The following is a 24120-nucleotide window of genomic DNA, read 5'->3' on the forward strand; positions in this document are numbered from 1 at the left end:
TGAAAAATCGCCAGTATTCATACTGGCGATTTTTGATGTACATATTGTATATACAACTCTTGATGTAATCAAATGCTCCGAAGAAGAAGACGGATTGACAATCTGGCGAAGCTTGATGTAACCTACCTAAACCCATACAGCTAAAGGCTGAGGTGTTGAAGTATCATATGAACTTATGAATAACAGTGGAGACAGAGGGGAAGAGATGCTTTTGAATTGGCCAGGCCGTATCTATCGATGGTTGTCAGAGCCGTTTAAACGAACCATCCGCAGCAAGCTTATCTTGATTATGCTTTGTATTTCTGTCATTCCAATTATTGTGGTGACCCTGCTCGCGACAGATAATACTCGCAAGGTGATGGAGCAAGAAGTTATTCAGTCCAATCTGACACGGATTGCCTGGTCCGGAGAGGCTGTCGACAAAAATTTAACACAAATCAATAATCTAATCTATACCATTTTAATCAGCCCGGCGTTCAATGAATATGTGAATGAAGATGAAGGTAATCTATCGGATAGCTTTATCCTCCAGCGCAACGTGATTAATACGATGACTTCAATTTTTTATTCTGGTTATTACAGTCTGGTGGAGATTCAGCTCTATTTCAAGGATAAGAACAAGCTGTTTACCCTCAACGATATGCGTAACACCATTCAGACTCCGATACCGGAGGCACCAATGTGGCGTGACCTCGTGGATCAAAAAGCGGATTTTATTATCAAGGACAGTCCAGGTTCTGAGTCTGATTTTCGCCTAATCCGCAGCATTAATCGGTTCGAGAATAAAGAGAAGATCGGCAGCATTCAGTTTGATGCAAAGTGGAGAATGATGGACAACGCCCTGGAACTGCTGAACTCCGAGCAGGAATCGGGTGTGTATATTGTCGGTGCCGGTGACAAAGTGATGTACCAGTTAAAAGAAGGCACTCCGCCAGCAATGAAGGGAATCGACCCGTCAAAGCAGGAAACAGGTTATGTACGCACATCCGATCATTACGTTTTCTATCACTATCTGGAGCCCTGGGGTCTAACCTTGATTAAGGTGCTTCCGGCGAGTTATGTGAACCATAGCGCTTCAGTTACGCAAAAGTATGGCCTGATTGTCGGCGTGCTGTCTGCATTGTTATCGGCGGTTATTGCCGCATTTGTGGCTTATAGAGTGTCGGGGCCAATCATCCGTCTGGCCAGATCCATGAGCGGGTTGAACTGGCTGAAGGGGGAGGGATTGCCTAACTCCAATCGTGAAGACGAAATCGGGATGCTGGAGAAGAGGTTCAAGACCATGTCCAGCCGAATCCGTGAGCATATTCACAATGAATACATCATTAATCTAGAGAAGCAGACAGCCCAATTGAAAGCGCTACAAGCACAGATCAATCCGCATTTTCTGCAAAATACACTGCAACTGATCGGGAGTATGGCTTACTCCAAAAAACCAAGCGATATCTACAGCGTCATTCAATCGCTCAGCGATATGTTCCGTTATACGATCCGTGATCCGGGAGAGCTGACTACTCTTGGCAAGGAAATCAAGCATTTGAACAACTATATGCATATTCAACAGCAGCGCTATGCCGATAAGCTGAATTATGAAGTGGAGATTCCACCCATGTGGCAGGATATCCTGGTTCCGAAGCTGACGCTTCATCCCTTGGTGGAGAATGCGTTCATGCATGGTTTTGATCGTAAAAAAGGGGCATGGAATTTGAGCCTTCGCCTGCATCCATACAAAAACGGCCTTCTGCTTCAGGTCGAGGATAACGGAATGGGCATCCCGCCAGCCCGATTGGAAGAGGTTCGTGCCCGCTTGGCCGAGCCGCTTGATCCTTACTGGACCAGCGGGAATTCGATAGGGCTGTATAATGTGAGTGCCCGGATTAAGCTTTATTTTGGCGAAAATTACGGACTGATGATTGATAATCACCCTGCTGGCGGTGCCCGGGTGAGCATGTATATTCCTATAGTGAAGGTTGGTGATCAGCATGAATATTAACGCTATGATCGTGGATGACGAGCAATGGAATCGAGAAATTATTAAAACCTTTGGAAACTGGGAACAGTATGGTATACACCTTGCAGCAGAAGCAGAGGATGGGGATGAAGCGATCAAGGCAATAGAGGCGGGTGATATTCATATCGTCATCACAGACATGAACATGCCGGGTGTGGATGGGGTTGGATTGTTGCAATATTTGAATGACCATCATCCAGAGATTCGGATTATTGTGATCAGTGGATATGAAGATTTCATGTACACACGGCAAGCTATCCGCTGCAGGGCGGACGAATATTTATTGAAGCCTGTCGATCCCCAGGAGCTGAATCAGGTGCTGCTGCAGTGCCGGCAAAAGGCAGAAGAAACGTTGCTTAAGAAGTCTGGTGATGGCATGGGTCTAAGATTGGATCTGCTTCAGGCCATACTAACCTTTAAGCCAGCATTGGCTGCTCATTATAATGACTTGAATGCGGATAGCTTGCAGGACAGTCTGAGTGAGTTGCAGGACAAGCTGATCCTGCTTGGGGTCACCCCTTCAACGCTCCCGCGAATTGGAGAAGAACTGGTGCTGCTGCTCCGGGACTTGATGCACAGTAATTCTCAAGATATTCCGAGTGAATACGCAGAAGAGAACTTGACTCACCTCTCAACAGTGGATGAACTGATGGAGCAGATCTCGGGAATGTATATGTCTGCGTTGAAACAGCTTGTACAGCATAGAAAAAACAAGAACCGATTGAATTTGGAAGAAATTAAGCGTTTTGTAGATCAGAATTTTACAGAGAATATAAAACTGGAAGCCCTGGCGAAATCCTTTTTTGTCAGCAAGGAGTATTTGAGTAAGGTGTTTAAGCAGGAATTTGGGCTAAATCTGACGGATTATATGACCAAATTACGAATGGAGCGAGCGCGGCATCTGCTGCTTCATGACCATCTCTCCATCAAGTCTGTGGCTGAGATGTGCGGCTATGAGGAGCTGGGGTATTTTTACAGAGTCTTCAAGAAGCAATTTGGCGTGGCGCCCGGTGAAATGCGAAAAGGAGAAGGTGAGGTTCAAAATAGTACAAGCTAAGAGACTAATTTTGTCTAATTAACCGCTTTCATTTTGGATGTACAATGAAAGCGTAAACAAGAACAAGACAACATTTGAGGGGGTTTACAGAATGAAGAAGTCATGGAAAGTAACGGCAAGCGCAATGATGACAGTATTGCTTCTAGCTGGTTGTGGTTCTAACAGTGGTGCGAACAGCGGAAGTGGTAATGCCGAAACTAGTGGAAAAGGCTCGGAAAAGACAGTGACGCTTAAAATGTTCATCGGATTACCGCGCTTTAAGGATCAGTTTGATCAATACATCGATAAATTTGTTGCCAAAGAAAAAGCAGAGAAAAACATAGATGTGAAAGTCCAGTTGGAAATGCCTAACTCGGACAACGCATCCCAGATCCTTAAAACAAGACTTGCATCCAACGACGCGCCGGACATTTTCTCCATTCACGCGATCAACGAAATTCCATCGTTCTACAAAGCAGGATATCTTGAAGACCTCACCAGCCAGCCATTTGTAGGCAAACTGCTGGAAAGCGTGAAACCTTCGGTAACCATCGATAACAAAGTCGTAGCAGTTCCGCTGGAGAGCGTATCTTGGGGTTACTTGTACAACAAGAAAATTTTCTCTGACCTTAAGCTAACACCACCAAATACACTGTCTGAAATGAAGACGCTTGTAGAGACACTGAAGAAAAACAACATTACACCGTTTGAACTTGCTTATAAAGAATCATGGATTCCACAGTTGTTCCTGCCATTGTCTGTAGGGGCACAAATTGAAACAGGAAATAAAGATTTCATCGAACGGATGAACAAAGATCAAGGTTCCTTCTCAGAAATGAAATCCATGTTCGATATCATTGACCTGGTTAACGCAAACGGCACGAACAAGGCGCTTGAAGTCGGCGGTGACGACGGCGCGGCTGCCTTTGCTAACGGCAAAGCGGCAATGTGGGTACAAGGTCCTTGGTATGCTGAAACCATTCAAAAAGCTAACCCGGACATCGACTTTGGCGTAGCACCACTGCCACTCAGCGACAACCCTGCTCAGACATTGATTAACCTCGGTGCTTCTACTTCCCTGGTTGCATCGCCAACAAGCAAGAACAAAGATGTTGCTCTGGATTTCCTCAACTTCGTACTGGATGACAAAGAGTCCAGCGGTTTCTACGAAAGCATGAAGTTTAACCCTGTAGCAAGTATTCATAACTATAAGAGCTACCCATGGGTTGACGACGCTACTGTGTATGTAAAAGAAGGAAAAGCTTACCGCGATCCATCCATCCCGCAAGCTGTAAAAGATGAAGTGGGTAAGGGACTGCAAAGCTACTTCTCGAAACAATTGTCGCAGGATGATGTGATTAAGGCGCTCGACAAAGCTTGGAAAGATTACAACAAAGTAAATAAATAAATTAGAGTAAATAATAATGGATAGGGAGGGCAGAAAGGCCGTTTCACCCGAAATTGCCTTTCTCCCTCTGGATTTTAAATCTAAAGAGGTGAGTGCCATCATGTTAAAGAAATCCCGCAACCTGCGCTCGATGTTATACTTCGTGGGCCCAGCCTTACTGTTCTACACTTTGTTTATGCTCATTCCAACGATTGGCGGGATGTTCTACAGTATTACAGACTGGAACGGGCTGAACCGCAATTATAGTTTTGTCGGCCTTGCCAACTTTGTGGAAGCATTGACCGATGACCCGGATTTTATCAATGCCTTGCTGTTTACCCTTAAGTACGTTGTAGTAATGGTAGTTCTGCAAAATGTGCTGGCTTTGCTGCTAGCTGTGTTTATTGAATCACGGACACGCTTCAAAGGTTTCTTCCGAACCATCTTTTTCATGCCAAACATGATCAGTTTGATCATTAGTGCATTCATGTGGACGTTCGTCTTCACCCAAGTGCTCCCACAACTTGCTGAAAAAACAGCCTTGCTGTTCCTGGATCAATCCTGGATCGGCGATCCTAAATATTCCTTCTTCTCGATTGTCATTGTGTCATTATGGAATGGTGTAGGATACATGATGATCATTTACTTAGCCGGCCTGCAAGGTGTTCCACAAAGCTTGAAGGAAGCGGCAGTTATTGACGGTGCCAATCCGGTGCAAACCTTTAGACATATTACACTGCCAATGATTTCTCATGCGATTACAATCTGTTTCTTCCTCACCCTAAACGGTGCGTTTAAAGTATTTGAAGTAGTATTTGGTTTGACAGGCGGCGGCCCTGGTCGCAGCACACAGGTTATTACGATGAATATCTATGAAGAAGCGTTCTCCAATAACTTCCGTTATGGATATGCGAGCGCCAAATCAGTCATCCTGTTCATCATTATCCTGCTTGTTACCCTGATCCAAATTCGCGTAACGAAAAGAAATGAGGTGGAGGCATAATGAAAAGCAGCAAACTGTCCTCTACAATCATCCTGATTGTCCTGATCATCGGAGCTGCGCTAGCGTTTTTCCCGATCTATATGGCGATCATCAACTCCTTCAAGACACAAGGAGAGATCTTTAAAAACATTCTGTCCTTGCCTACCCAGCTTCATTTTGAGAACTACAGTCAGGCCTTCGCGAAGATTCACCTGTTCAATAGCGTTAAGAACTCTGTCATCGTCTCGGTTGTAGGCATCGGAGGTATCCTGTTGTTCGCTTCCATGGCCGGCTACAAGCTGTCCAGAACACCAGGCAAACTGAGCAGTGCGTTGTTCTTCCTGTTCATCGCTTCGATGCTGGTGCCATTCCATTCCATCATGATCTCGTTGTCACGTGTTACCAGAACTTTGGATGTACAAGGCAGCGTGATTGGTCTGGGCCTGATCTATATCGGACTAGGTGTGAATATGGCCGTGTTCCTCTATCATGGATTTGTAAAAGGGATTCCTAAGGAGCTTGAAGAATCGGCTCACATGGACGGATGTGGTGAGTTCCAGACCTTCTTCCGAATCATTCTGCCGCTGCTGCTTCCGATCACTGTTACGATTGGTATTCTTGACTTCCTGTGGATCTGGAACGACTTCCTGCTTCCGCTGCTGATGCTGACAGACGTGAACAAGTACACCCTGATCTTGTCCACGAACATGCTGTTCGGTGAATACAACAAAGAATGGTCGCTGATTCTGGCCGCTCTGGTGCTGACCGCAATCCCGGTTGTCATCATCTACGCTTTCTTCCAACGCTTCATTATGGAAGGAATCACAGAAGGTGCGGTTAAGGGCTAAGTCAAAACGCAACTGAAATGACCACTGCAAAGTGGTAACTATACTTAATGGAAACAAGCCGGCAATCCTCGAAGAAGAGGTTGCCGGCTTGTTTTATTTTTGAATAAGGTATCATTAATTGAACAATTTACAGAAGTGGATAGTCGCTTGGTTCAGCCCCGGTTTGCTTCCATCCGCGCGGATACGTAAATAAGCGCATTTTTGTACCTTAATTCGGCGACAACGAAGGAGAAATGGTAATTAAGAGCATTTTTGCATGTTAATTCTTTGGGGAGGCCGTCTTTTTAAGGATATATAGGAAAATAAGGTATAATAATGCTCTTAATTCCCTTTTTTACGCTAAAATAATCAATTTAAGGTACAAAATGCCTTTATTTATGCACTGAGCACATTTTGAAATAATATGAAAAAGAAGCTTTTCACACAGTAAAAGTTACAAGCAGGAAAACTATGGGATAGTAACTTTAGCAGTACAGGGAATGAAGTGAAAGCTTGGGTGTTCAGATTGACTAAACTTGTACTCGGTTAATCCCAGAAAGGGTTGCGATTTCTTGACATGAACTTTTCACTGTCCAATATATTATCAAGAAACAAAAACAGACCGCAGTTTCTAAGTGAAAGAGCAACGGTCTGTTATCTTAGTTAATGGTCAGAAGCATTCTGTGGAACAGGAATGGATTTCAGCGCTTCGTTACGTTCGATTTTAGGCAGATCAAAGCTCCAATTCACATCGGTATATCGTTTGTCCGTAACGGTGCGTACAAGTGTAAGCTCCTCTGGCAAGGTAGTGAGTCCTTTGGCGATAAGATAATTAGAGTTATCGTCACTACTCTCTCTACTAATGACGGACTTCTCTCCACGACTAAATGCGCCCCTGAAGATAGTTGGATATTCCGCTCCGTTTTGATCATAAGTGACCCACTGGTCGGCCAAGAACTGATTGGTGAAGCTGCCACTGACCGTCATCCACCCGGAAATACCGGGTTCATCTTTTATTTCAGTTATTTTCATGTAATGGATTTCCAAATGATCGCCTTGTTTATCGAAAATGGCTGGCTGCTGCTTAAGCTCCTCTGGTCGGAACGTCAATCGATCATTGGATTTTACGGGAAGCGTATAGCCATCCAGCACAAAACGAATGTTCATGCTGTCATACGGAAGGTAAGAGAAATAGTAGGTCCAATGCAGTGCAGCGGCATTTTCTTCCTCTTTCAATGTGTAGCCTAAGAATCTCTCTCCACTTCCTACATCCCTGAAACCGTCAATTTGAGACAACATCTGTCCGTTTTTATCTTCCAAATGGAACCTCAGCTTGAGCTTATTCCTCAGCTCCATTGGAGCGAGGGCAGCCGTAGCATCAGAGAGCGAGGTCGTGAACTTTAGCTGTACACCTGCAGGCGTGTGGACGAGCTGATTCATCTTCACATGAAGTCCTTCCGGGGTGGTGTAGGACTCGTTAAGGTCTGATGTCACGACCAGGCTATTGGCTTTTGTCATATCAGCGGTGTAGCTGAAGCTCCAGTTCCCCTTAAGTGATTTATCGCGGCTTCTTTGAGACTTGAGTTCGTTCACATCGCTCTGAATGAGTACTTTGTCTTGGGGCTGCTTATCTGGGAAAATGTAGGTTAGTTTAATATACTTCTGTATGGAATTGTCCGAACCATTGCGGGTTTCCAAGGGGCTGCTTCCCCTGAGCTGTCCAATTTCTTCACCTTGCTGATCCATGATATGCAATTGCGTGAAATCAAAACGATCCAGCGCCTGTTCTGCAGGCTGCCCGTTCTGGTCAATAATCTGAATAAACAAAACCATTCGGGTAGGATCTGCCACAATATCACGTAGCATAAGGGTATAGCCTTTGTCAGTTGCCTGAACATCGGCCTGTTGTACCACCCCGAGCGCATGAGCCTCCATCAGACCGGCATCGATATCCTGTGTATCACCACCAAACATCAAGCTGGGCAGTGGTGCTGAGTAAGTGTAAGTCTGAATGATTTGTGGAGAATTTCGTACATAAGCAGAGTAAGATGCATTGAGTAAAATGGCTGTAGCGACCGTTCCAATGGCGACAGCACTGCCCCATTGTAGCCGTTTAATGACTCTGTTTCTGCGCATACCGGATAATTTTCTTAGGTTGATTCCGTTTGGTGCGTCCATCTCTGTATGACGTACTTGTTCCATGACCTGCTCTGTGAAAAAATCAGGAAGCGTTGCCGGGATCACCTGCATTTGGTGTGATATCATCTCATCTGCATCACGATCATCGCGTTTGATAAAGCTCCATTTGCTCACTGGAATCCTCCTTTGCTTGTGACCATTGTTTCTTCAACTTCTGCCGGGAACGATGGAGACGATTCTTGACCTGATGCATGGACAGTCCTGTAATCTCGCAAATTTCCTCGTAGGTTAACTCATTGGCATAACGCAACAGCAGGACGATGCGATATCGCTCTGGCAGCTTAACTAATCTTTTCTGCCATTCTAGTTCCTCTTCCTTACGCATGTACTGCTCCTCCGGTGTAAGAGGCGGACTTGTCTCTGCCAGCAAGGGGAGGGCTGCAAGGCTGACTTTTTTACGTCGTTTCAAATCTCTTAAACGATTGATGGCAATGGCGTATAACCAGGCGGCAAAGCTGCTCTGGCTGTTGTGATCCGGGAGCTTCTGGTACGCTTTAATAAAAGATTCCTGTGCCAGATCCTGTGCATCCTGGGCATTCGCGCCCATGCCAAGCAGCAGGCGGTATAAACCGGACTTGTATTTGTCCACCAGTAGCGCAAAGGCTTCCACATTTCCTCCCAGTATCTCCCGTATCACCAGCTTGTCGTCTATCTCTTCATTCACTTGGATGCCTCCAGACAAAATCGATTTATATATAAGACGTTGCAGACCTGGAAACTTCTCACTTTATGGGAAATAATAAAAGCCTGCGACACGCGCAGACCAAGAGAGGGAAGAGTATTCAAAGTATTCACTTGAAAAATCTCTTTATGTATATTTCTTTCGGCTCAAAACCAAAACCAGCGGTTGACGCTCACGCATGGGGCTAACGGACCGTATGGTCGTTATTTGCACATGAATCTGCTTCTGCGACATGAAGTGGACTCAGGTGACGTTATTTCCACCTAAATGGTGGGTTTTGAGCACAATTTCTGATCATAGCGTCACTGGAGTCCGTTATCTTCCTGAATGGTTAAAATGATACGCGATAAAGCCCCTGTAGTCCGTTACTTGGCAATGCACGAAGCAAGCACTGATTTGGAGGGGAGATCCGTTTCTTTCTATATAAAAGTATAAATTCAGGTCTGTATAGCACTACACCTTAAGCCTGCTCACTGCTGTCTGCCTTGAGCTGGTCTTCTCATGAATCTGTCGTTTTCGATCTCGAATCCGTACTGGTTATACAGCCCGTGAGCGTCTTTGGTAGCAAGGACTCCGGACATCCATTCAAAATCAGGTGAATTCGTGATGACTTCGATCAGTTTTTTCGAGAAGCCTTGCCCGCGGTAATCTTCCAGCACAAACACATCACACAAATAGTAGGTTGTGGCGCCATCCGTGATCAGCCTTGCGAAAGCAATCATTTTGTCCTCATCATACACACCGTAGCAGAAAGAGTTCTGAATTGATTTCTTGATCTTCTCGGGAGATCGTTTATTGCCCCAGTAGCTGGTAGTCACAAAATCGATCACTGTGGGGACGTGAATTCGCTGTTGATCATCGCTAATCACATACTCTTTAAATGGATACTCCATAACGCACCTCCGGCACTCTATCTGCAGTTCTTTTTGTATTATTACGGCATCTGTTTTGAAAATCAATATCTGATTGAGAAGGATAATATAGTTATTCTCTTTTTCCTTTACGGTGAAGATTACCAAGGTAGTCGGAAACAAGACGATATCGATTCTTCAGCCGTTCGCCGGAGGAATCTACGCTTGGGGAAATAAAGGCGGCAGAGGCGGAGAGATTCCTTAGTTTAAAGCTCCAGAGGCGATCCAGAAAGTGCTCATTGACGGTCCTGAATTTGGAACGGATTTATCGCTTGAATTACTGCCTTAACATGCTGGATTCTACATCTTTATAAGCAATTGGGGATGGGACGACGGTAATGCGAATGTTGTGTAAGACAGCGAGCTGTTGAAATCTCTCCCTGCGGTGAAGAATAACCAAGTATATTTAACTAGTGAAAAGGGTTCCTATTACAATGATCCGATCTCATTGGAAACACAGATGGATTTGATTGTTAAGAGCTTTTGGGGAAAATAAGGGAGGGGCGGTAGTTTTACCGTTCTTCAATTGAAAGGTTAGATAAAATAGCCAACTTGAGCAGGTAGCTGTTTTTGTATGCTTGGAAAGAGTATGGATTTCCTGGTGTCAAAGCTCTATCGTTTATTTACTCTTGTTCAGTTTTTAAAATGATCACTTTAAAAGTTGTATTGTTTGATATTTCTTCAAGACTCATTACAGAATATAAGGTTCTACCCAATCGCGTTAAAATTACCTTATTTGGGATTGTTTCATCCCATGAGTTTATTGTTTTAATTTCTCCTTCCGAGGTTTTTGTAAATCACCGCCAGGTGCAAAGCCATTCTCATCGGGATCTGGGCTCAGTATTTGAACCAGTCAATGTTGATATAACCCGTTTATTTCTTGTAGTACTTTAGCTATTTCTTTAGAATAATAAGTTCGCTCCATATTACTTAAGTTTTCTTCCTTGGAATATAGAATAGAAAGTAAACAAATTTGCCGATATGTGAGTTGTTTAGCAAGTTTAATATAAAAGTTTAAATCGGATATGGAGTGGCTATCAAAAGTAGCATTTGCATATATGTACCCTAAATGTTTTATTTTCTTATCTTCATGTTCGAATCTACTTTTGATTAATATGCCCTCAAGTGTCTCTTCAGATGAAGAACAATAATTCTCATTATTTGCAAAGAAGTAGTCATCCGTCCTTAAATGTTCGCTATTATCTAGTCGATTCTTAATCTTCTCCGCAGCAAGAAGAAAAACGGCGCCTACCTTCTCCTTCACTTTGGTAGATAACACTCTATCGGAATAGTCTGCTAAAAAAATTTCCGAAACAGTTCCTGAAATTTCTCCTAATAGTGTTATGAAATTTCCGCCAGATATTGATTGGACTAAAGATTTTGTAGCAGTGCCGGCCAACTGCACAGCGGATTTCAAAATTGTATTGTTCATTTCAAACCCTTATTTTTTAAATTATGTTTGGTTATCAAGTATCGACTTGTAAGAGAACAAGAACATAGTTCGAATGGAATCCGCGCTGGGCGTGGTTATTTTATCGGTATAAGTTCTTGTCCTTTTCTCAGAACAAGAACTTGTACCGATTGCCGATTATGGACAAGAAGATGGTCCGATTACCGATTCAATGTTAGTCTAAGTTATCGACCAGCTCAAAGGCACCTTAATTCCCTTCCAGTATTTAAAACACATTTTCTAGAAACAGGGAAAGCATGTGCAAATTATTCAATGGAAACTTACTCTGTAGAGGATATTTAATATAATATTAGTTTAGTTAATTCGATCCTAATCTTAGTTATGCCACATAATTCGACAAAATAAATTGTATTTAGTTGTTATAATAAATCTATATAGCGATAAAAACTTTTACAAACTTGGATAATGTGGTCGATTAAATAAATGTGAATTGTATATTCGCTTAATTACCTCGGACAACTATTAAATCAACAAAATTACTACTATCAAGAACTAGCACTATTAGAATCTTACTTTTACGCCACGAGTTAATTGAAGAGAATGAACAGGTTATTACGAGTTGATATTTGAGGATTATCTCTTTTGGTATTTCTTGTGTGGTAGCGGTACTTCTAGTACCAATTTTAGAATCAGTGCAACCATAGCATTGGCAAGGACGATGCTTTTGAATACTCGTTTACAACTTTGTGGTATTACAGAAATAAACAGCTGTACATTTTTTTGGAATGATTTGGCCAAAATTTTCAATAATTATGGACCCAGCTTACAAGAGAAAGCTGGGTTTGAAACTCAAATTATTACATCTATGGAATGATAAATTGTGAAGTTTGTCACCAGAAGATCACTAGAAATGACGAGTATTACATCGTAACAGTCGATGATAGTGATTTGCAAGAAGTAGTAATTAAGATTACAACAGATATTGGTGGTTGTGAACATTGCGAAGGAGATGAAAGAGCGTATCTAGTATATAAATTTAATAAAGAATTAGATCCAGATGAAATGGATATGGTTGTATCTGGAGAATTATTGAGTAGTTATTTAAGTGATCATGGTGTAACAGACAAATAAATTGCGCTTTTTGCCGGTTATGCTAATTGTCCTCGTTGCAGAAGTGGAAGAAATGACAATCCACACGATGATTTTAGTGAGCAAGGGCTTGATGAAAATTCGGAAATCTATATACTGCGTGATATGATCACTTTTTGGGAGGGTAATTTCTATGATGAAGCAGTCTTATATCAATACTGTAACTTCACAAGAAGCTACAGTATTGATGTGGATCATGTGGATTTAACAAGTTTAAGTGAATTCCTAATTAAACATCCTAATATGGGCACGAAGCATCCTGTTGGTGATATGCTTATTCAAGCAATTGAGCGCCATAAACAAGAAGAGCAAGGAACAAGGCTAAAACCTACAGCAGATACAGGGATGCTGCTATATCGCGGACGAAATCGTAAAGAGGAATCTAAGGATAAATATCCTTTTGCAAAAATGTGGGCACCGCCTAAAGGACATGCCAATTATGGACGGTACAATGCAATTGGTGTGCCGGTATCATATCTTTTACCGATGACCTAGGGGCTGTTCCCTATGAAATCCATACCACAGATGACGAAGTAATCGATATAGTAACCTTCGAGATAAAAAAAATCTTGCTTTTTGATATTGGAGTTTTCGATGAGAGATTTGAAGGTTTCTTTGAAGATAGTGGAGCAGATTCCGGTTGTTAAAGCATCCGATATTTACTACCCAACTTTATTGGTGCATGCTACAGTCTAATCGAATATGATGGAGTATTGTATACCGGCGTACGAGGATCTGATAAATATTTTAACTATGCGCTTTCACTTATGAAGAGAAATATGAAGTAGGTATCACCCAAGAAATTAAAACATATAAACAGACGGTCCTAAGGGTGATCAATGTTCTTGAATCTCTGCCTGAACAAAAAGACCAAGACGTTGTGGAACCACAAGATTCGGAACTACCTTTCTGACGATCATTCAAGGTAACTACGCTTGGGTTTAACGAGAATCGACAGAGAACTAATAATGCATACTTGGTTGTGATGGAGGAACTAATCATGTTAATAAGGCCGAGACTAAATGATTTTCATAACCTTGCATTTACGCAGGAGGAAGTGGACTTTGCAATTCCTTTTCTTAATGAAGACATTCCATTATATTTAGACCCGTTTTTGTTATGGAAATCACCATCAATGCAAGATAACTCTTTACATACGGCCATTTCGAATTCATTTAACCATTTAGGACATCTAATTAAGAAAGGTGATGAAAAAGATGCCATTGCTATATTAATGAGATCATCTGAATGTGCTGAAGTTGGGCTGGGTTCCTCCTCCAACAGAATTGGGGTGAGAATTGGCGAAAAAACAGCAACTTCAATATTAAATCTTTTCTCAACTGTACCTCAAATCTCAGAAAATGGATTTACTCATTTTGAAGAAATACAACTTTACATCGATCAAATTTCTAAGGATCGAGTTAGTGATATTGCGTGCAACTTTTTAAAGTCGTTCTTAATTGATTTTACAATCCAACAAAGTGAAAGGCATCAGATACCTATAGAAAAGGTGAGGATTTATGATTTGTATGACTACAAGACAAATCAGTTTGTTGAAGAAACTACGTATTTGCCTATAAACCCCGAAACAAAGAAACCGATACTATTTGTTCCAAAGCGTTGGCTAAGGTATATCCCTTGGATTAATTATGAAGACTACTTTAATGGTTATTTTGTTAAAGAAATTTTACAGGGAAAAGATAACAAACCTTCGAGAGTTGAGATTCTAGAATATAATCGAAAAAACTATGATGTAGTTCAGAGCTACCTCAAGCAGAAAGAAAAAACCTCAGACGATTGTAAAAATGACCCCTTGTTTAAGCAAATACCCGTAGTTTCGGCTAAGAGAAAATTAGATTCTATTATCAAATTACCATCTGGAAAAACAGATAATGCTGACAAAAAATATGAGGATTCTGTCTGTCAGCTTATGGCATCGGTACTTTACCCCCACTTGGATTTTGCTGAAACACAAAGCAGAACGGACTCAGGAACTCAAATTAGAGATTTGATTTTTTACAATAATCGCTCTTACGATTTTTTAAAAGATATTTATGATGATTATCAAACTAGACAAATTGTAATGGAATTAAAGAATGTCGCAAAGGTAGAAAGAGAACATGTCAATCAACTTAATCGTTATTTATCTGAATCGTTCGGTAGATTTGGTGTTCTTATTACAAGAAATCCTTTGCCAAAGCCAATTTTCAAAAACACCATTGATCTGTGGTCCGGTCAAAGAAAATGTATTATCGCACTAACGGATGAGGATTTAAAATTGATGATATCGGTGTATGAAAGTAAACAGCGTCATCCGGTCGAAGTAATTAAAAAGAAATACTTAGAGTTTAGGCGCAGTTGTCCATCCTAATATTACTAAGGAGAATGAGAACATGAATATAGATGTTAGCTTTTTTGAAAAAACACAAGCTCAACTTCAAGGTTTATTTGATGAAATTGGAATCCTATCTAAGAAAAAACCTGATGACGCTATCAACAGGTTTAAGCTTAAAATCATTAATCCAATTTTGTCGCAAGCAAATGAGTTGTTGGACGAAGATTATAAACCGTTTTCCGATTTCGAGATATTTGATGATGAAAGCCTTCCTACTAATAGTGATATTTTATTAATTTTGTCGCAATATATAAATTGTTTAGAAAAACTCAGAGCTGATAATATTGTTCAAAGCAATTTACGATGGTTTTGGAAAAAGAATGGGGTTAGAACAGATATACCTACGGCTCCGCCAAAGAAAATATCTTGGTAACTTTTAACGAGGAGAATTAATTCACATGTCATATAAAAATAGCAAGGCTAACTTACCTACTACCGAATTTGTAGCTAAATTTGAAATGTTTGCACCTATGTTAGATTCAGCTTTATTAGAAATGCGTGAGTTCTCAAAGAAGAAACAAGACGGTGTTTTGAATCCATTGAAGGTAAAAGTAATTAATCGACTATTAGTGGACATCAAAGAGTTATTGAGCTCAGATATAAGTACAACCTACCTTGATTTGTTGGATGATGAATTATTGCCACAAAATAGTGATGCTGTTCTAATTCTTGGTCAATTTAAAGCAGCTATGGAACAATTTAAGACGAAAAACTTTGGCTATCATAATGGCACATATCGTTGGCGTACTGCTGAAAACCCATGACCCATGTCAAAGCTATAAGAACTTATACCTGGGACGTGAAATCATTAGATAGAGAAGGGAATATGAATCTCTAGAATGAAAACTAGAAATCCAAGTGCTGTTAAGTTTGAAGAGATAGATACTGCGAGTCGTTATATAAGAAAAAAATATCATGTTGGTTCAATGGGAATAGGCTTTTTTAAACTTGATGAAATAAATAAATTGAAAGATAGAATGGTTGACGATCACTCAGAATCAGAGATAGTTACTATTAAAACTAGCATCGATGCTCAGTTTGAACATTATAAACAGCTTACTTCAATAATAGCTATCTTGGCCTTAATATTTACAATGATTTTCACAACTATAAATGCTCAGATTAGTTATACGATGAAGCCAATTGATTGGATTTACAATCTTAATCAAGCCGTAAATACTGAATCATTAAAAGGCTTGAAATTGGATGAGATAACGACTAAATTAACTGAACAGACTAACCAAATGACTACAGAATACTTAGGTGTTATTAAAGCGGCATCACAAGCACTACAAATGAATATTTTTACGATAGGAATATTCCTTTTTGTATTAATTTATATTTATTTTGGTAGATTTCGTTGGATAGTCTTAGTGAAGAATGTTACTGAAGAGGCTCTAAAGGAGAAAAAACGACAAGCTGAAGAAATAACAAAGATCCAAATAAAAAGAGAAGTAAGCAAAAAATTGAGGATTGAAGTAAGAAATCAACGATTAGCTAGAAAAATCAAATAATTGACAAACAAAGAAGAACATTCGAAAAGAAAAGCTATTGGCCCCAAATGAAAGTTTCCGATAGAAGACGTAAAAGTCGCAGGAGTTGTTCGCTTACTTATTGTCTAAAAGGAGAAGATAGATCAACCACAAAGAAAGTTATGATGGTTGAAAAGGCTGTTCCGAGCGGAAGCAAACAATAGCTTTATCAGAGGTTGTAGATTTACTCATATCATCACCTCAGGAATTTCCCTGAATTATACATTATGAGCTATAATTTAGTCATCGGTAAAAGAAAATAAAATGAAATGCTAAAGAAGTTTAGAAAACACTTGACCCTCCAGTTACATGGAGGGTTATTATTTTGTCTATAACATTGTAAATACATCGGAATAGAATTTATTTACTTGAGAGAGTTTTGGAGAGGGATGATATGATATGAAATCACGTTTATTCACTGTATTAGGGATTACAGCTTTGTCGGCTATGCTCCTGTCCGGATGTGCAGGTAGTGGGAAAGAGCAAGCGCAAGGTACGAACTTGGAACCTACCAGCGTTATTCTGGACTGGACGCCCAATACGAATCATACCGGTCTATATGTTGCTTTAGAGAAGGGCTATTACAAGGATGAAGGATTGGATGTACAAATTGTGCAGCCGTCAGAAGGAACGACATCGACTTTGATCGCCGCTGGAAAAGGGGACTTTGGCGTCAGCTACCAGGAGGATGTAACTTATGCGCTAACCGGCAAGGAACCGCTGCCGATCAAGGCGGTCGCTACAATCATCCAGCATAATACTTCAGGGTTTGCTGCACCCAAAAGCAAGAACATTCAAAGTGTGAAGGACTTTGAGGGTAAGGTATATGGCGGCTGGGGTTCTCCTTCGGAGGAAGCGATCCTGCAAGCGGTTATGGAAAAGAACGGAGGCGACTTCAACAAGCTGAAGCGAGTAGATATCGGTAATGATGATTTCTTCGCCGCTACCCAGAAAAACGTTGATTTTGCCTGGATTTTTGAAGGCTGGACCGGCATACAAGCTAAGCTTAAGGGTATTGAACTGAACTATATTCCAGCACGGGAACTTGACCCGGCTTTGGATTACTACACACCGATTCTGATTACTGGAACCAAGACGATTGCAGAGAATCCCGATAAAGTACGCAAGTTCCTCAAGGCAACCGAAGAGGGCTACCAATACGCCATTGATCACCCGGAGGAAAGTGCGGAACTATTGTTGAAGCATGCACCGGAGATTGATAAAACGCTCGCCGTGGAAAGTCAGAAGTTTTTGGCGACACAATATATTGCCGATGCACCGGCATGGGGGCAGATGAAGACCGAGGTATGGAGCGGTTATGCGAAATTCCTCAAGGATAAAGGGCTAATTCCAACGGATTTGAAACCGGAAGAGGCTTTTACAAATGAATTCCTCCCGAAAAAATAAACCTAACGAAAAGGATGTTATCTCGATGAAACACTTGAAGGTTATGCTTGAATATTTCTACCCTTGGACCAATTCAGCCGGATTCTATTATGCGCGTGAGCAGGGCTGGTATAAAGATGCGGGACTTGATGTAGAGTTTACGGTGTACGATCCACAAAGGGGCGACACATTAGCCTATCTAGCCAGAGGGGAAGCGGATTTCGGCATTTTCCCTAGTAATCGGTTATTGGTACAAAGAGAGAAGCAGCCAGTGGTCGTGGGCGTAGCAGCCATTAACCACAGGGGAATGGAAACCGTGCAGACTGTGAGAAGTACCGGGATTCGTCGCCCGGCTGACCTCAGCGGTAAGCGGGTGGCTTTGAATCCGACTCCACGGGGTATGGCCATGATCCGGCAACTGGTTAGCGCGGATGGCGGGGACCCGGATGGGATTATCGTTGTAGACAGTGGTACAAGAGAGTTGACCCCGGATGATATTGCCGCAGGTGTGGCGGATGCAACCTTCGGAAGCTATTGGGCCTGGGAAATTCTCATGGACACTGCGGTTCCTGAAGAAGAGAGAATCGTATGGCCTGTGGATGAGATTGGTGCGCCGCCCTATCATAGCTATCTTATAGGGACACAAGAAGAAAAAACTATTCAAGATCCTGAGACTGTTCGCGCGTTTTTGGCGGCTACGGAGAGAGGTTACCAGGCCTTGGCCGCTGATCCGCTACTGGCTGCACCAATTTATGAACGGATTATTCCATTTTTCCCTTCCCAGCTTGTGGAGCGCTCATTGCCACTAATAGCCAGCACCTGGCTGCATAACGGAATCTGGGGTGTACAGCGTACGGAATTGATCGAACCTTATTCCGAGTGGCTTGTAGACCATGGTATTTTGCAGGATCGGAATGGCTGGAAGACTGCTTATAGCAATGCCTTTTTGCCTAAGGGGAATGAACGATGAGCCCAGAAACTAACAGTCCGGATCTACTGTCACATGGCATGGGAACGACCCTTGTTCGGCCGGATTGGGCACCAATTACGCTTGAGGAAGTCAATCAGCTATTTAGCTATTATCCTGATTTAGAAGAAGCTTCGGAACTGGCTTGGCATAGCCCTAGGCCATTCTCCAGTGCAACGATTGTGAACACCGCTACGGAGCGCCTGTTCGTTAAGCGACATCATCATACAGTGCGTGATGTACCAGGGCTGCTGGAGGAGCATCGTTTTATCCGCCACTTACGAACCCAGGGAATTCCGGTGAGCAATATTGTTGCCGGGAGAGATGATTTGACGGCCTTTGCGCTTGAAGAATGGACGTATGAGGTGCACCGCTTGGCACAAGGGGAGGATTTGTACCGGGATGCTGTTTCGTGGAGTCCTTTTCTGACATCCGGTCACGCCTATGCGGCTGGCGAAGCGCTGGCTCGTCTGCATCATGCGGCGGAGAGCTTTGAAGCCCCGGCAAGACCTGTCCGTGCCTTGGTATCAAGCTTCTCGATCTTTGCTTCAGCCGACCCGCGTAAGGAAATGGCGGCCTATATTGCGCCACGCGAAGCCTTGGGCAAGTATCTAGAGAGCCGATCTTGGGAGCAGGATTTGGAAACGGTCTTTATGCCTTTCTACGCTAAGCTTGCGCCTTTACTCGACGTGTTGAAGCCACTCTGGACACATAATGACTGGCATGCCTCTAATTTACTGTGGAGTGATAGAGATGAACTGTCGCATGTTGAAACAATTCTGGATTTCGGTCTCGCAGACCGTACGAGTGCTATTTATGATCTGGCTACGGCAATTGAACGCAATATCATAGAATGGCTGGCCTTAGATGATCAAAAACAGGACGACATTGTGCATTACGCTCAACTTGAGGCCTTGTTGTTAGGATACGAGTCGATTCGACCCTTGAACAGTAAGGAGACAGCTGCACTTGTGGCGATCCTTCCCCTGGTCCATGCAGAATTTGCACTGAGCGAGATGGATTACTTTATGGGGATTGTTAAGTCCAAGTCCAACACGGATTTGGCCTACGACAGCTTCTGGCTTGGTCATGCCAAGTGGTTTCAAGGACAGCAGGGTCAAGACTTACTGACCTATCTGGAACAGAGGGCTACTGAGTGACCAGGCGGTACTATATATAGAAGGATAGAAGTGAAATTAGTGGCATTTTTGTACCTTAAATTCTCTGCAACTAGGGGTTATTGGAGATTAAGTGCAAAAATGCTGTTAGTTGAGGAGAAGGTCCCTCTTGCTCACTGTTAAGATGACTGGTGAAGGGGAATATACCGATTCTAGTGAGATGCTGGTTTTGAACAGCCATCGATTATAGGTCTTGTTGTCGAGAGTCTATGTTCCGGTGAAAGCTTTGCGCCTACAAAGCTCAAACTTCCCGTTCGCTCAGCTTCGCTTTTTGTTACAGTGGCCGAAAGTCCAAACATTCCACTGTAGTGACGATCAAGTCTTACGTTTGTATCTTAAGTTCGTCTTATACAGTTAAAGATTAACATTGACAGATTGTTATGAGGTTGTTAATTTATAATAAACCCATAGGATTTATATGAAATATAAAAAAGCGATGAAGGACCATACTTCCCATGATCCCGGGATATGGTCTCTTTATTAATCGCGGGAGACAATTGCAAAGGCGTGACTACCATGGACAAACTTAAAAAGATAGATGAACGGATCTATCCGATAGCTACACTTCTCATTGCCGTCATTGTGTGGCAGCTAATCGTGACGTTGAACCACGTACCACTTTATATTTTGCCTTCGCCGGTGGCTACGATCAGTGCTTTGATTAGTGACTTCGGCACCATTGCGGGTCATGTCGGCACGACGTTGTATGAATCTGTCCTCGGCTTTGCATTATCGATTGCATTAGCTTTCGTTCTCGGTATATTGATGGACAGCTTTGTCGTTATCAAGAAGTCGCTATATCCTATCTTGATCGTCTCACAGACCATTCCGACCATTGCGCTTACACCGCTACTAATCGTCTGGTTTGGTTTTGGCATTTTGCCGAAAATCCTCATTATTGTGATGGTCTGCTTTTTCCCGATATGTATTAGTCTGGTGGACGGGTTTGAGAAGGTGGACAAAGACTACTTGAAGCTTTTCCACTCCTATAAAGCATCCAAGCTGCAAACATTCATCCATTTGAAGCTGCCGTATGCCATGGTGAATTTTTTCTCCGGACTCAAAATTGCGGCAACGTATATGATTATGGCGGCGATTATCGGGGAATGGCAAGGCGGAACCAAGGGAATCGGGGTATATATGGTTCGGACCAAGAATGCTTATGCGCTGGATAAAGTGTTTGCCTCGATTTTGGTCATCGTGATCATCAGTGTAGGCTTTATTTACCTTATCAATTATATATCCAAAAAAACGACTCATTGGAAATAGTGGAGGTTACGATGCAAGATAAAGCACTGTTGGAGAAGACTGTCCCTAGTTCCGGCGAGAACAACGCCTTGATTACACTTGATGGTATCAGCAAATCGTATGGTTCTGCGGAGATCTTGAAAGATGTTTCTCTGCATATCCGAAAAGGTGAATTCGTATCCATCCTGGGTCCGAGCGGTTCTGGAAAAAGCACCCTGTTTAACATCATTACCGGCCTATTGCCGGCAGATAGGGGCACGTTGGACGTTCATGGGGAGATCGGCTATATGCAGCAGAAGGATCTGCTTTTGCCGTGGAAGACGGTTCTGGACAATATTGTTTTGCCGCTGGATTTGAAAGGTTCTAACAAGGAAGCTTCACGATCAAAGGCGGTATCATTGATGGACCGGATCGGGTTAAAAGGCTATGAGCAGCGCTATCCTAGTGAGCTGTCCGGGGGTATGAAGCAGCGCGCCAGCTTTCTTCGTACGTTCCTGGCCTCTGGAGAGATTATGCTGCTGGATGAGCCCTTTGGTGCGCTGGATTCCATTACGAAAGGCAGCATGCAAGCCTGGTTGCTGGAGGTCCAAGAAGCTTTTGACGTGACCATCCTATTCATTACCCATGACATCGAAGAAGCAATCTTTCTGTCTGACCGGATCTATGTGCTGTCTTCGAGACCAGGAGTAGTGAAGGAAGAGCTTACCGTTGGTTTTGACCAGAAGAATAAGAGAGAGCGGCTCGTAAATCCTGAGTTATTAGTATTGAAGGAAACCATTAAAGGTCTTTTGTAATAGCAAGGCACTGAAAAGGGGGAGACGAATTGGAATGGTACACCATTGGAGAAGTGGCAAAGACATGCAATGTTCCGATTCGGACACTTCGTTATTATGACGACATCGGCTTGCTGACACCTGACCGCATCGCTCCTGAAAGCAACTATCGGTATTATTCTGTGGAAAGTATGCGAAAGATTCCGCTGATTAAATATTACAAACAACTAGGCTTTAAGCTTGATGATATTCGTCAGATGCTGGAGCGTTCTAACTTTGAAGTGCTGGAAGACTATATGAATAAAGAACTGTTGATCGTTGAGCAGCAGATGGCGGAGCTGCAGAAGAAACATTTTGCCATTCAGGAATGGCAGCGGCTGCTGAAGCAAGGGGAGACGTTGCTGGCGAAACCACGGAAGGAGAAGGATATCGAGATTGCACCTTTTCCACAATACCGTACGATGAAGTTCCGTTATGAGATTCAGGACCCTCAAGCCGCTAATATCGAAGTACTTTATAGCAACGTGCTCGTCGCGCTCTGCAACCGGCATAATGTATTTGCATATGGTCCGTTTATGCTGTTCTTCGAAGATTTTGGCCAGCGCATCAATCATACCTTCACATCCGTAGATTGCTACACGGCAGTGATTGAGGATGAAGCAAATGCTGAGCTGACTACAGAGGTGGGAGGGTTTCAGGCCTTAAGTGTAGTTCACAAAGGAGATTATAGTACCCTCTCTGAGACGTACCAAAAGGTACAGCATTGGGCTGAAGAGCAAGACATTCCGCTACAGGGGGCTTCCTACGAAAGATACATTATCGATCCATGGAGCACCGCGGTCAGCGATAACTATGTAACCGAACTGATTTTGCCTATTGGAGGAACTGATTATGTCTAATTTGATTCATTCAACAGAAGCTGTATTGCGGCTGAATGATCCTAACACAGTATTTGCGGACGTTCGTTTTATATTAGGCGAACCATTAGCGGGCAACGCGGCTTATTTGCAGGGTCATATTCCCGGTGCTGTTTTTTTTGACCTGAATACCGATCTCTCGGGCCCAAAAGAGATTCATGGAGGCGGTCACCCATTACCCGATCCTGCTGTGTTCGCGGAGAAGCTGGGACAAGCCGGGATTGATGAGGGGAAGGAAGTCATTGTGTATGACGATCAGGGAGGCAGTATTGCGTCACGGCTGTGGTGGATGCTGAAGCATGCCGGCCATGAAAATGTGAAGCTGCTGTCAGATGGTTTTTCCGGCTGGAGTCAAGCAGGTTATCCAGTAACGGATGAGCCTTCGCAGCCTGTGCATACAACATTCTCCCCCCGGATTAACGACAGTCTACAGGCTACGATCACTGAGGTTAAAGCTGGTATCGGTCAGGAAAATAAAGTATTAATCGATTCACGGATACATGATCGCTATACGGGTGAGGATACATCGAAATATCAGAAGGCAGGTCATATTCCTGGTGCTATTAATCATTACTGGGAAGATGGTTCTCCCAGCGGCGTATTCCTTGATGGCATTCAGCAGCGGGAACGCTTTAAGGCCATTCCGGTCGATCGGGAAATTATCGTGTACTGTGGCGCTGGAGTCACGGCTTGTCCCAACGTGCTGGCCTTAACGGAAGCAGGATATAACAATGTGAAGCTGTATGTGGGAAGCTGGAGCGATTGGGTTAGCTATGACGAGAACCCGGTGGCTACTGGAGAAGAGTAAGTGCTGAGAGCCGCGGCGGACGCGGGTTGGAGGGATGCGACAGGTTGCCAGCAGGCAGGCTGTCACATCCCTTTTTGTGCTTTTCGTTCAACTTTGGAAGCGATTCGCTTGGCTTTCCTCGGTTGTTCCCGGTATCCCCCAGTTTGGCGGCAACAGATAGGTTCATATATAATAATTACATGATATGGAAGTACAATTAGAAGATCGGTTGAGTGGTACAAGAATGCATTGGGTTTTCAGGTTATTTGGGAAGAGGAGCACTCTTTTCCCTAATTGCATTTAATAGAATTTTTTGGTAGATTGAACAAAATGACAGAGACT

Annotated in this window: 23 protein-coding genes; 19 read left to right on the forward strand and 4 right to left on the reverse strand. The window is 42.9% G+C overall.

The features are described from left to right. Window positions 1-175 precede the first annotated feature (175 nt). From AC3Y23_RS07530 to AC3Y23_RS07550, 5 genes are all read left to right on the forward strand, one after another. Complete coding sequence (locus AC3Y23_RS07530) at window positions 176-1993, forward strand: sensor histidine kinase (protein ID WP_379197298.1); 1818 nt, start codon at window positions 176-178, stop codon at window positions 1991-1993. After that, window positions 1983-3068 (forward strand): response regulator transcription factor, encoded by a 1086-nt coding sequence (locus tag AC3Y23_RS07535; RefSeq protein WP_379198540.1) that lies wholly within the window; start codon window positions 1983-1985, stop codon window positions 3066-3068. The genes AC3Y23_RS07530 and AC3Y23_RS07535 overlap by 11 nt, the downstream gene beginning before the upstream one ends. A gap of 91 nt (window positions 3069-3159) precedes the next feature. Beyond that, window positions 3160-4455, forward strand: coding sequence for an ABC transporter substrate-binding protein (locus AC3Y23_RS07540; RefSeq protein WP_379197300.1), 1296 nt, complete (start codon window positions 3160-3162; stop codon window positions 4453-4455). Window positions 4456-4555: 100 nt separating this feature from the next. Beyond that, window positions 4556-5437 (forward strand): carbohydrate ABC transporter permease, encoded by an 882-nt coding sequence (locus AC3Y23_RS07545; RefSeq protein WP_379197302.1) that lies wholly within the window; start codon window positions 4556-4558, stop codon window positions 5435-5437. After that, the gene (locus tag AC3Y23_RS07550; protein WP_379197304.1) at window positions 5437-6264 is read left to right on the forward strand and encodes a carbohydrate ABC transporter permease; all 828 of its coding nucleotides are present in this window, start codon (window positions 5437-5439) and stop codon (window positions 6262-6264) included. Before AC3Y23_RS07545 ends, AC3Y23_RS07550 begins: the two co-directional genes overlap by 1 nt. Before the next feature lie 642 nt (window positions 6265-6906). On the opposite strand, the gene AC3Y23_RS07555 is transcribed toward AC3Y23_RS07550, so the two are convergent. The 4 genes from AC3Y23_RS07555 to AC3Y23_RS07570 form a co-directional block, all read right to left on the reverse strand. Beyond that, window positions 6907-8556 carry a DUF4179 domain-containing protein gene (locus AC3Y23_RS07555; protein ID WP_379197306.1) on the reverse strand — a complete coding sequence of 550 codons (1650 nt, stop codon included), beginning with the start codon at window positions 8554-8556 and terminating at the stop codon, window positions 6907-6909. Beyond that, complete coding sequence (locus tag AC3Y23_RS07560) at window positions 8525-9106, reverse strand: RNA polymerase sigma factor (protein ID WP_379197308.1); 582 nt, start codon at window positions 9104-9106, stop codon at window positions 8525-8527. Before AC3Y23_RS07560 ends, AC3Y23_RS07555 begins: the two co-directional genes overlap by 32 nt. 488 nt (window positions 9107-9594) lie before the next feature. Continuing rightward, entirely contained in the window at window positions 9595-10017 is a 423-nt protein-coding gene (locus AC3Y23_RS07565; RefSeq protein ID WP_379197310.1) for a GNAT family N-acetyltransferase, read from the reverse strand. Window positions 10018-10888: 871 nt separating this feature from the next. Next, entirely contained in the window at window positions 10889-11467 is a 579-nt protein-coding gene (locus AC3Y23_RS07570) for a hypothetical protein (protein WP_379197312.1), read from the reverse strand. Window positions 11468-12316: 849 nt separating this feature from the next. Here AC3Y23_RS07570 and AC3Y23_RS07575 point away from each other — a divergent pair. From AC3Y23_RS07575 to AC3Y23_RS07640, 14 genes are all read left to right on the forward strand, one after another. Continuing rightward, a complete protein-coding gene (locus tag AC3Y23_RS07575; protein ID WP_379197314.1) occupies window positions 12317-12577 on the forward strand; it encodes a hypothetical protein in 261 nt (86 codons plus the stop codon). A 123-nt stretch (window positions 12578-12700) separates the two neighbouring features. Beyond that, a complete protein-coding gene (locus AC3Y23_RS07580; protein WP_379197316.1) occupies window positions 12701-13090 on the forward strand; it encodes a hypothetical protein in 390 nt (129 codons plus the stop codon). Between the two features lie 505 nt (window positions 13091-13595). After that, on the forward strand, window positions 13596-14966 hold the full coding sequence (locus AC3Y23_RS07585; RefSeq protein ID WP_379197318.1) for a DUF8370 family protein: 1371 nt from the start codon (window positions 13596-13598) through the stop codon (window positions 14964-14966). Between the two features lie 22 nt (window positions 14967-14988). Continuing rightward, window positions 14989-15363, forward strand: a complete 375-nt coding sequence (locus AC3Y23_RS07590) for a hypothetical protein (RefSeq protein WP_379197320.1) — start codon at window positions 14989-14991, stop codon at window positions 15361-15363. 25 nt (window positions 15364-15388) lie between these two features. Further along, window positions 15389-15754, forward strand: coding sequence for a hypothetical protein (locus AC3Y23_RS07595; protein ID WP_379197322.1), 366 nt, complete (start codon window positions 15389-15391; stop codon window positions 15752-15754). Window positions 15755-15829: 75 nt separating this feature from the next. Continuing rightward, window positions 15830-16504 (forward strand): hypothetical protein, encoded by a 675-nt coding sequence (locus tag AC3Y23_RS07600; RefSeq protein ID WP_379197324.1) that lies wholly within the window; start codon window positions 15830-15832, stop codon window positions 16502-16504. A 417-nt stretch (window positions 16505-16921) separates the two neighbouring features. Next, entirely contained in the window at window positions 16922-17929 is a 1008-nt protein-coding gene (locus AC3Y23_RS07605; protein ID WP_379197326.1) for an ABC transporter substrate-binding protein, read from the forward strand. A 25-nt stretch (window positions 17930-17954) separates the two neighbouring features. Beyond that, window positions 17955-18878, forward strand: coding sequence for an ABC transporter substrate-binding protein (locus tag AC3Y23_RS07610; RefSeq protein ID WP_379197328.1), 924 nt, complete (start codon window positions 17955-17957; stop codon window positions 18876-18878). After that, window positions 18875-20035, forward strand: coding sequence for a phosphotransferase enzyme family protein (locus tag AC3Y23_RS07615; RefSeq protein ID WP_379197330.1), 1161 nt, complete (start codon window positions 18875-18877; stop codon window positions 20033-20035). Before AC3Y23_RS07610 ends, AC3Y23_RS07615 begins: the two co-directional genes overlap by 4 nt. A gap of 534 nt (window positions 20036-20569) precedes the next feature. Beyond that, complete coding sequence (locus tag AC3Y23_RS07620; protein WP_379197333.1) at window positions 20570-21322, forward strand: ABC transporter permease; 753 nt, start codon at window positions 20570-20572, stop codon at window positions 21320-21322. Window positions 21323-21333: 11 nt separating this feature from the next. Further along, on the forward strand, window positions 21334-22095 hold the full coding sequence (locus AC3Y23_RS07625; RefSeq protein WP_379197335.1) for an ABC transporter ATP-binding protein: 762 nt from the start codon (window positions 21334-21336) through the stop codon (window positions 22093-22095). A gap of 29 nt (window positions 22096-22124) precedes the next feature. Then, window positions 22125-22973 (forward strand): MerR family transcriptional regulator, encoded by an 849-nt coding sequence (locus AC3Y23_RS07630; RefSeq protein ID WP_379197337.1) that lies wholly within the window; start codon window positions 22125-22127, stop codon window positions 22971-22973. Beyond that, window positions 22966-23799 carry a sulfurtransferase gene (locus tag AC3Y23_RS07635; RefSeq protein WP_379197339.1) on the forward strand — a complete coding sequence of 278 codons (834 nt, stop codon included), beginning with the start codon at window positions 22966-22968 and terminating at the stop codon, window positions 23797-23799. Before AC3Y23_RS07630 ends, AC3Y23_RS07635 begins: the two co-directional genes overlap by 8 nt. 195 nt (window positions 23800-23994) lie before the next feature. Further along, window positions 23995-24072, forward strand: coding sequence for a VOC family protein (locus AC3Y23_RS07640; RefSeq protein WP_379198542.1), 78 nt, complete (start codon window positions 23995-23997; stop codon window positions 24070-24072). Window positions 24073-24120: the final 48 nt, after the last annotated feature.

Source organism: Paenibacillus sp. MAHUQ-45, from assembly GCF_058133325.1.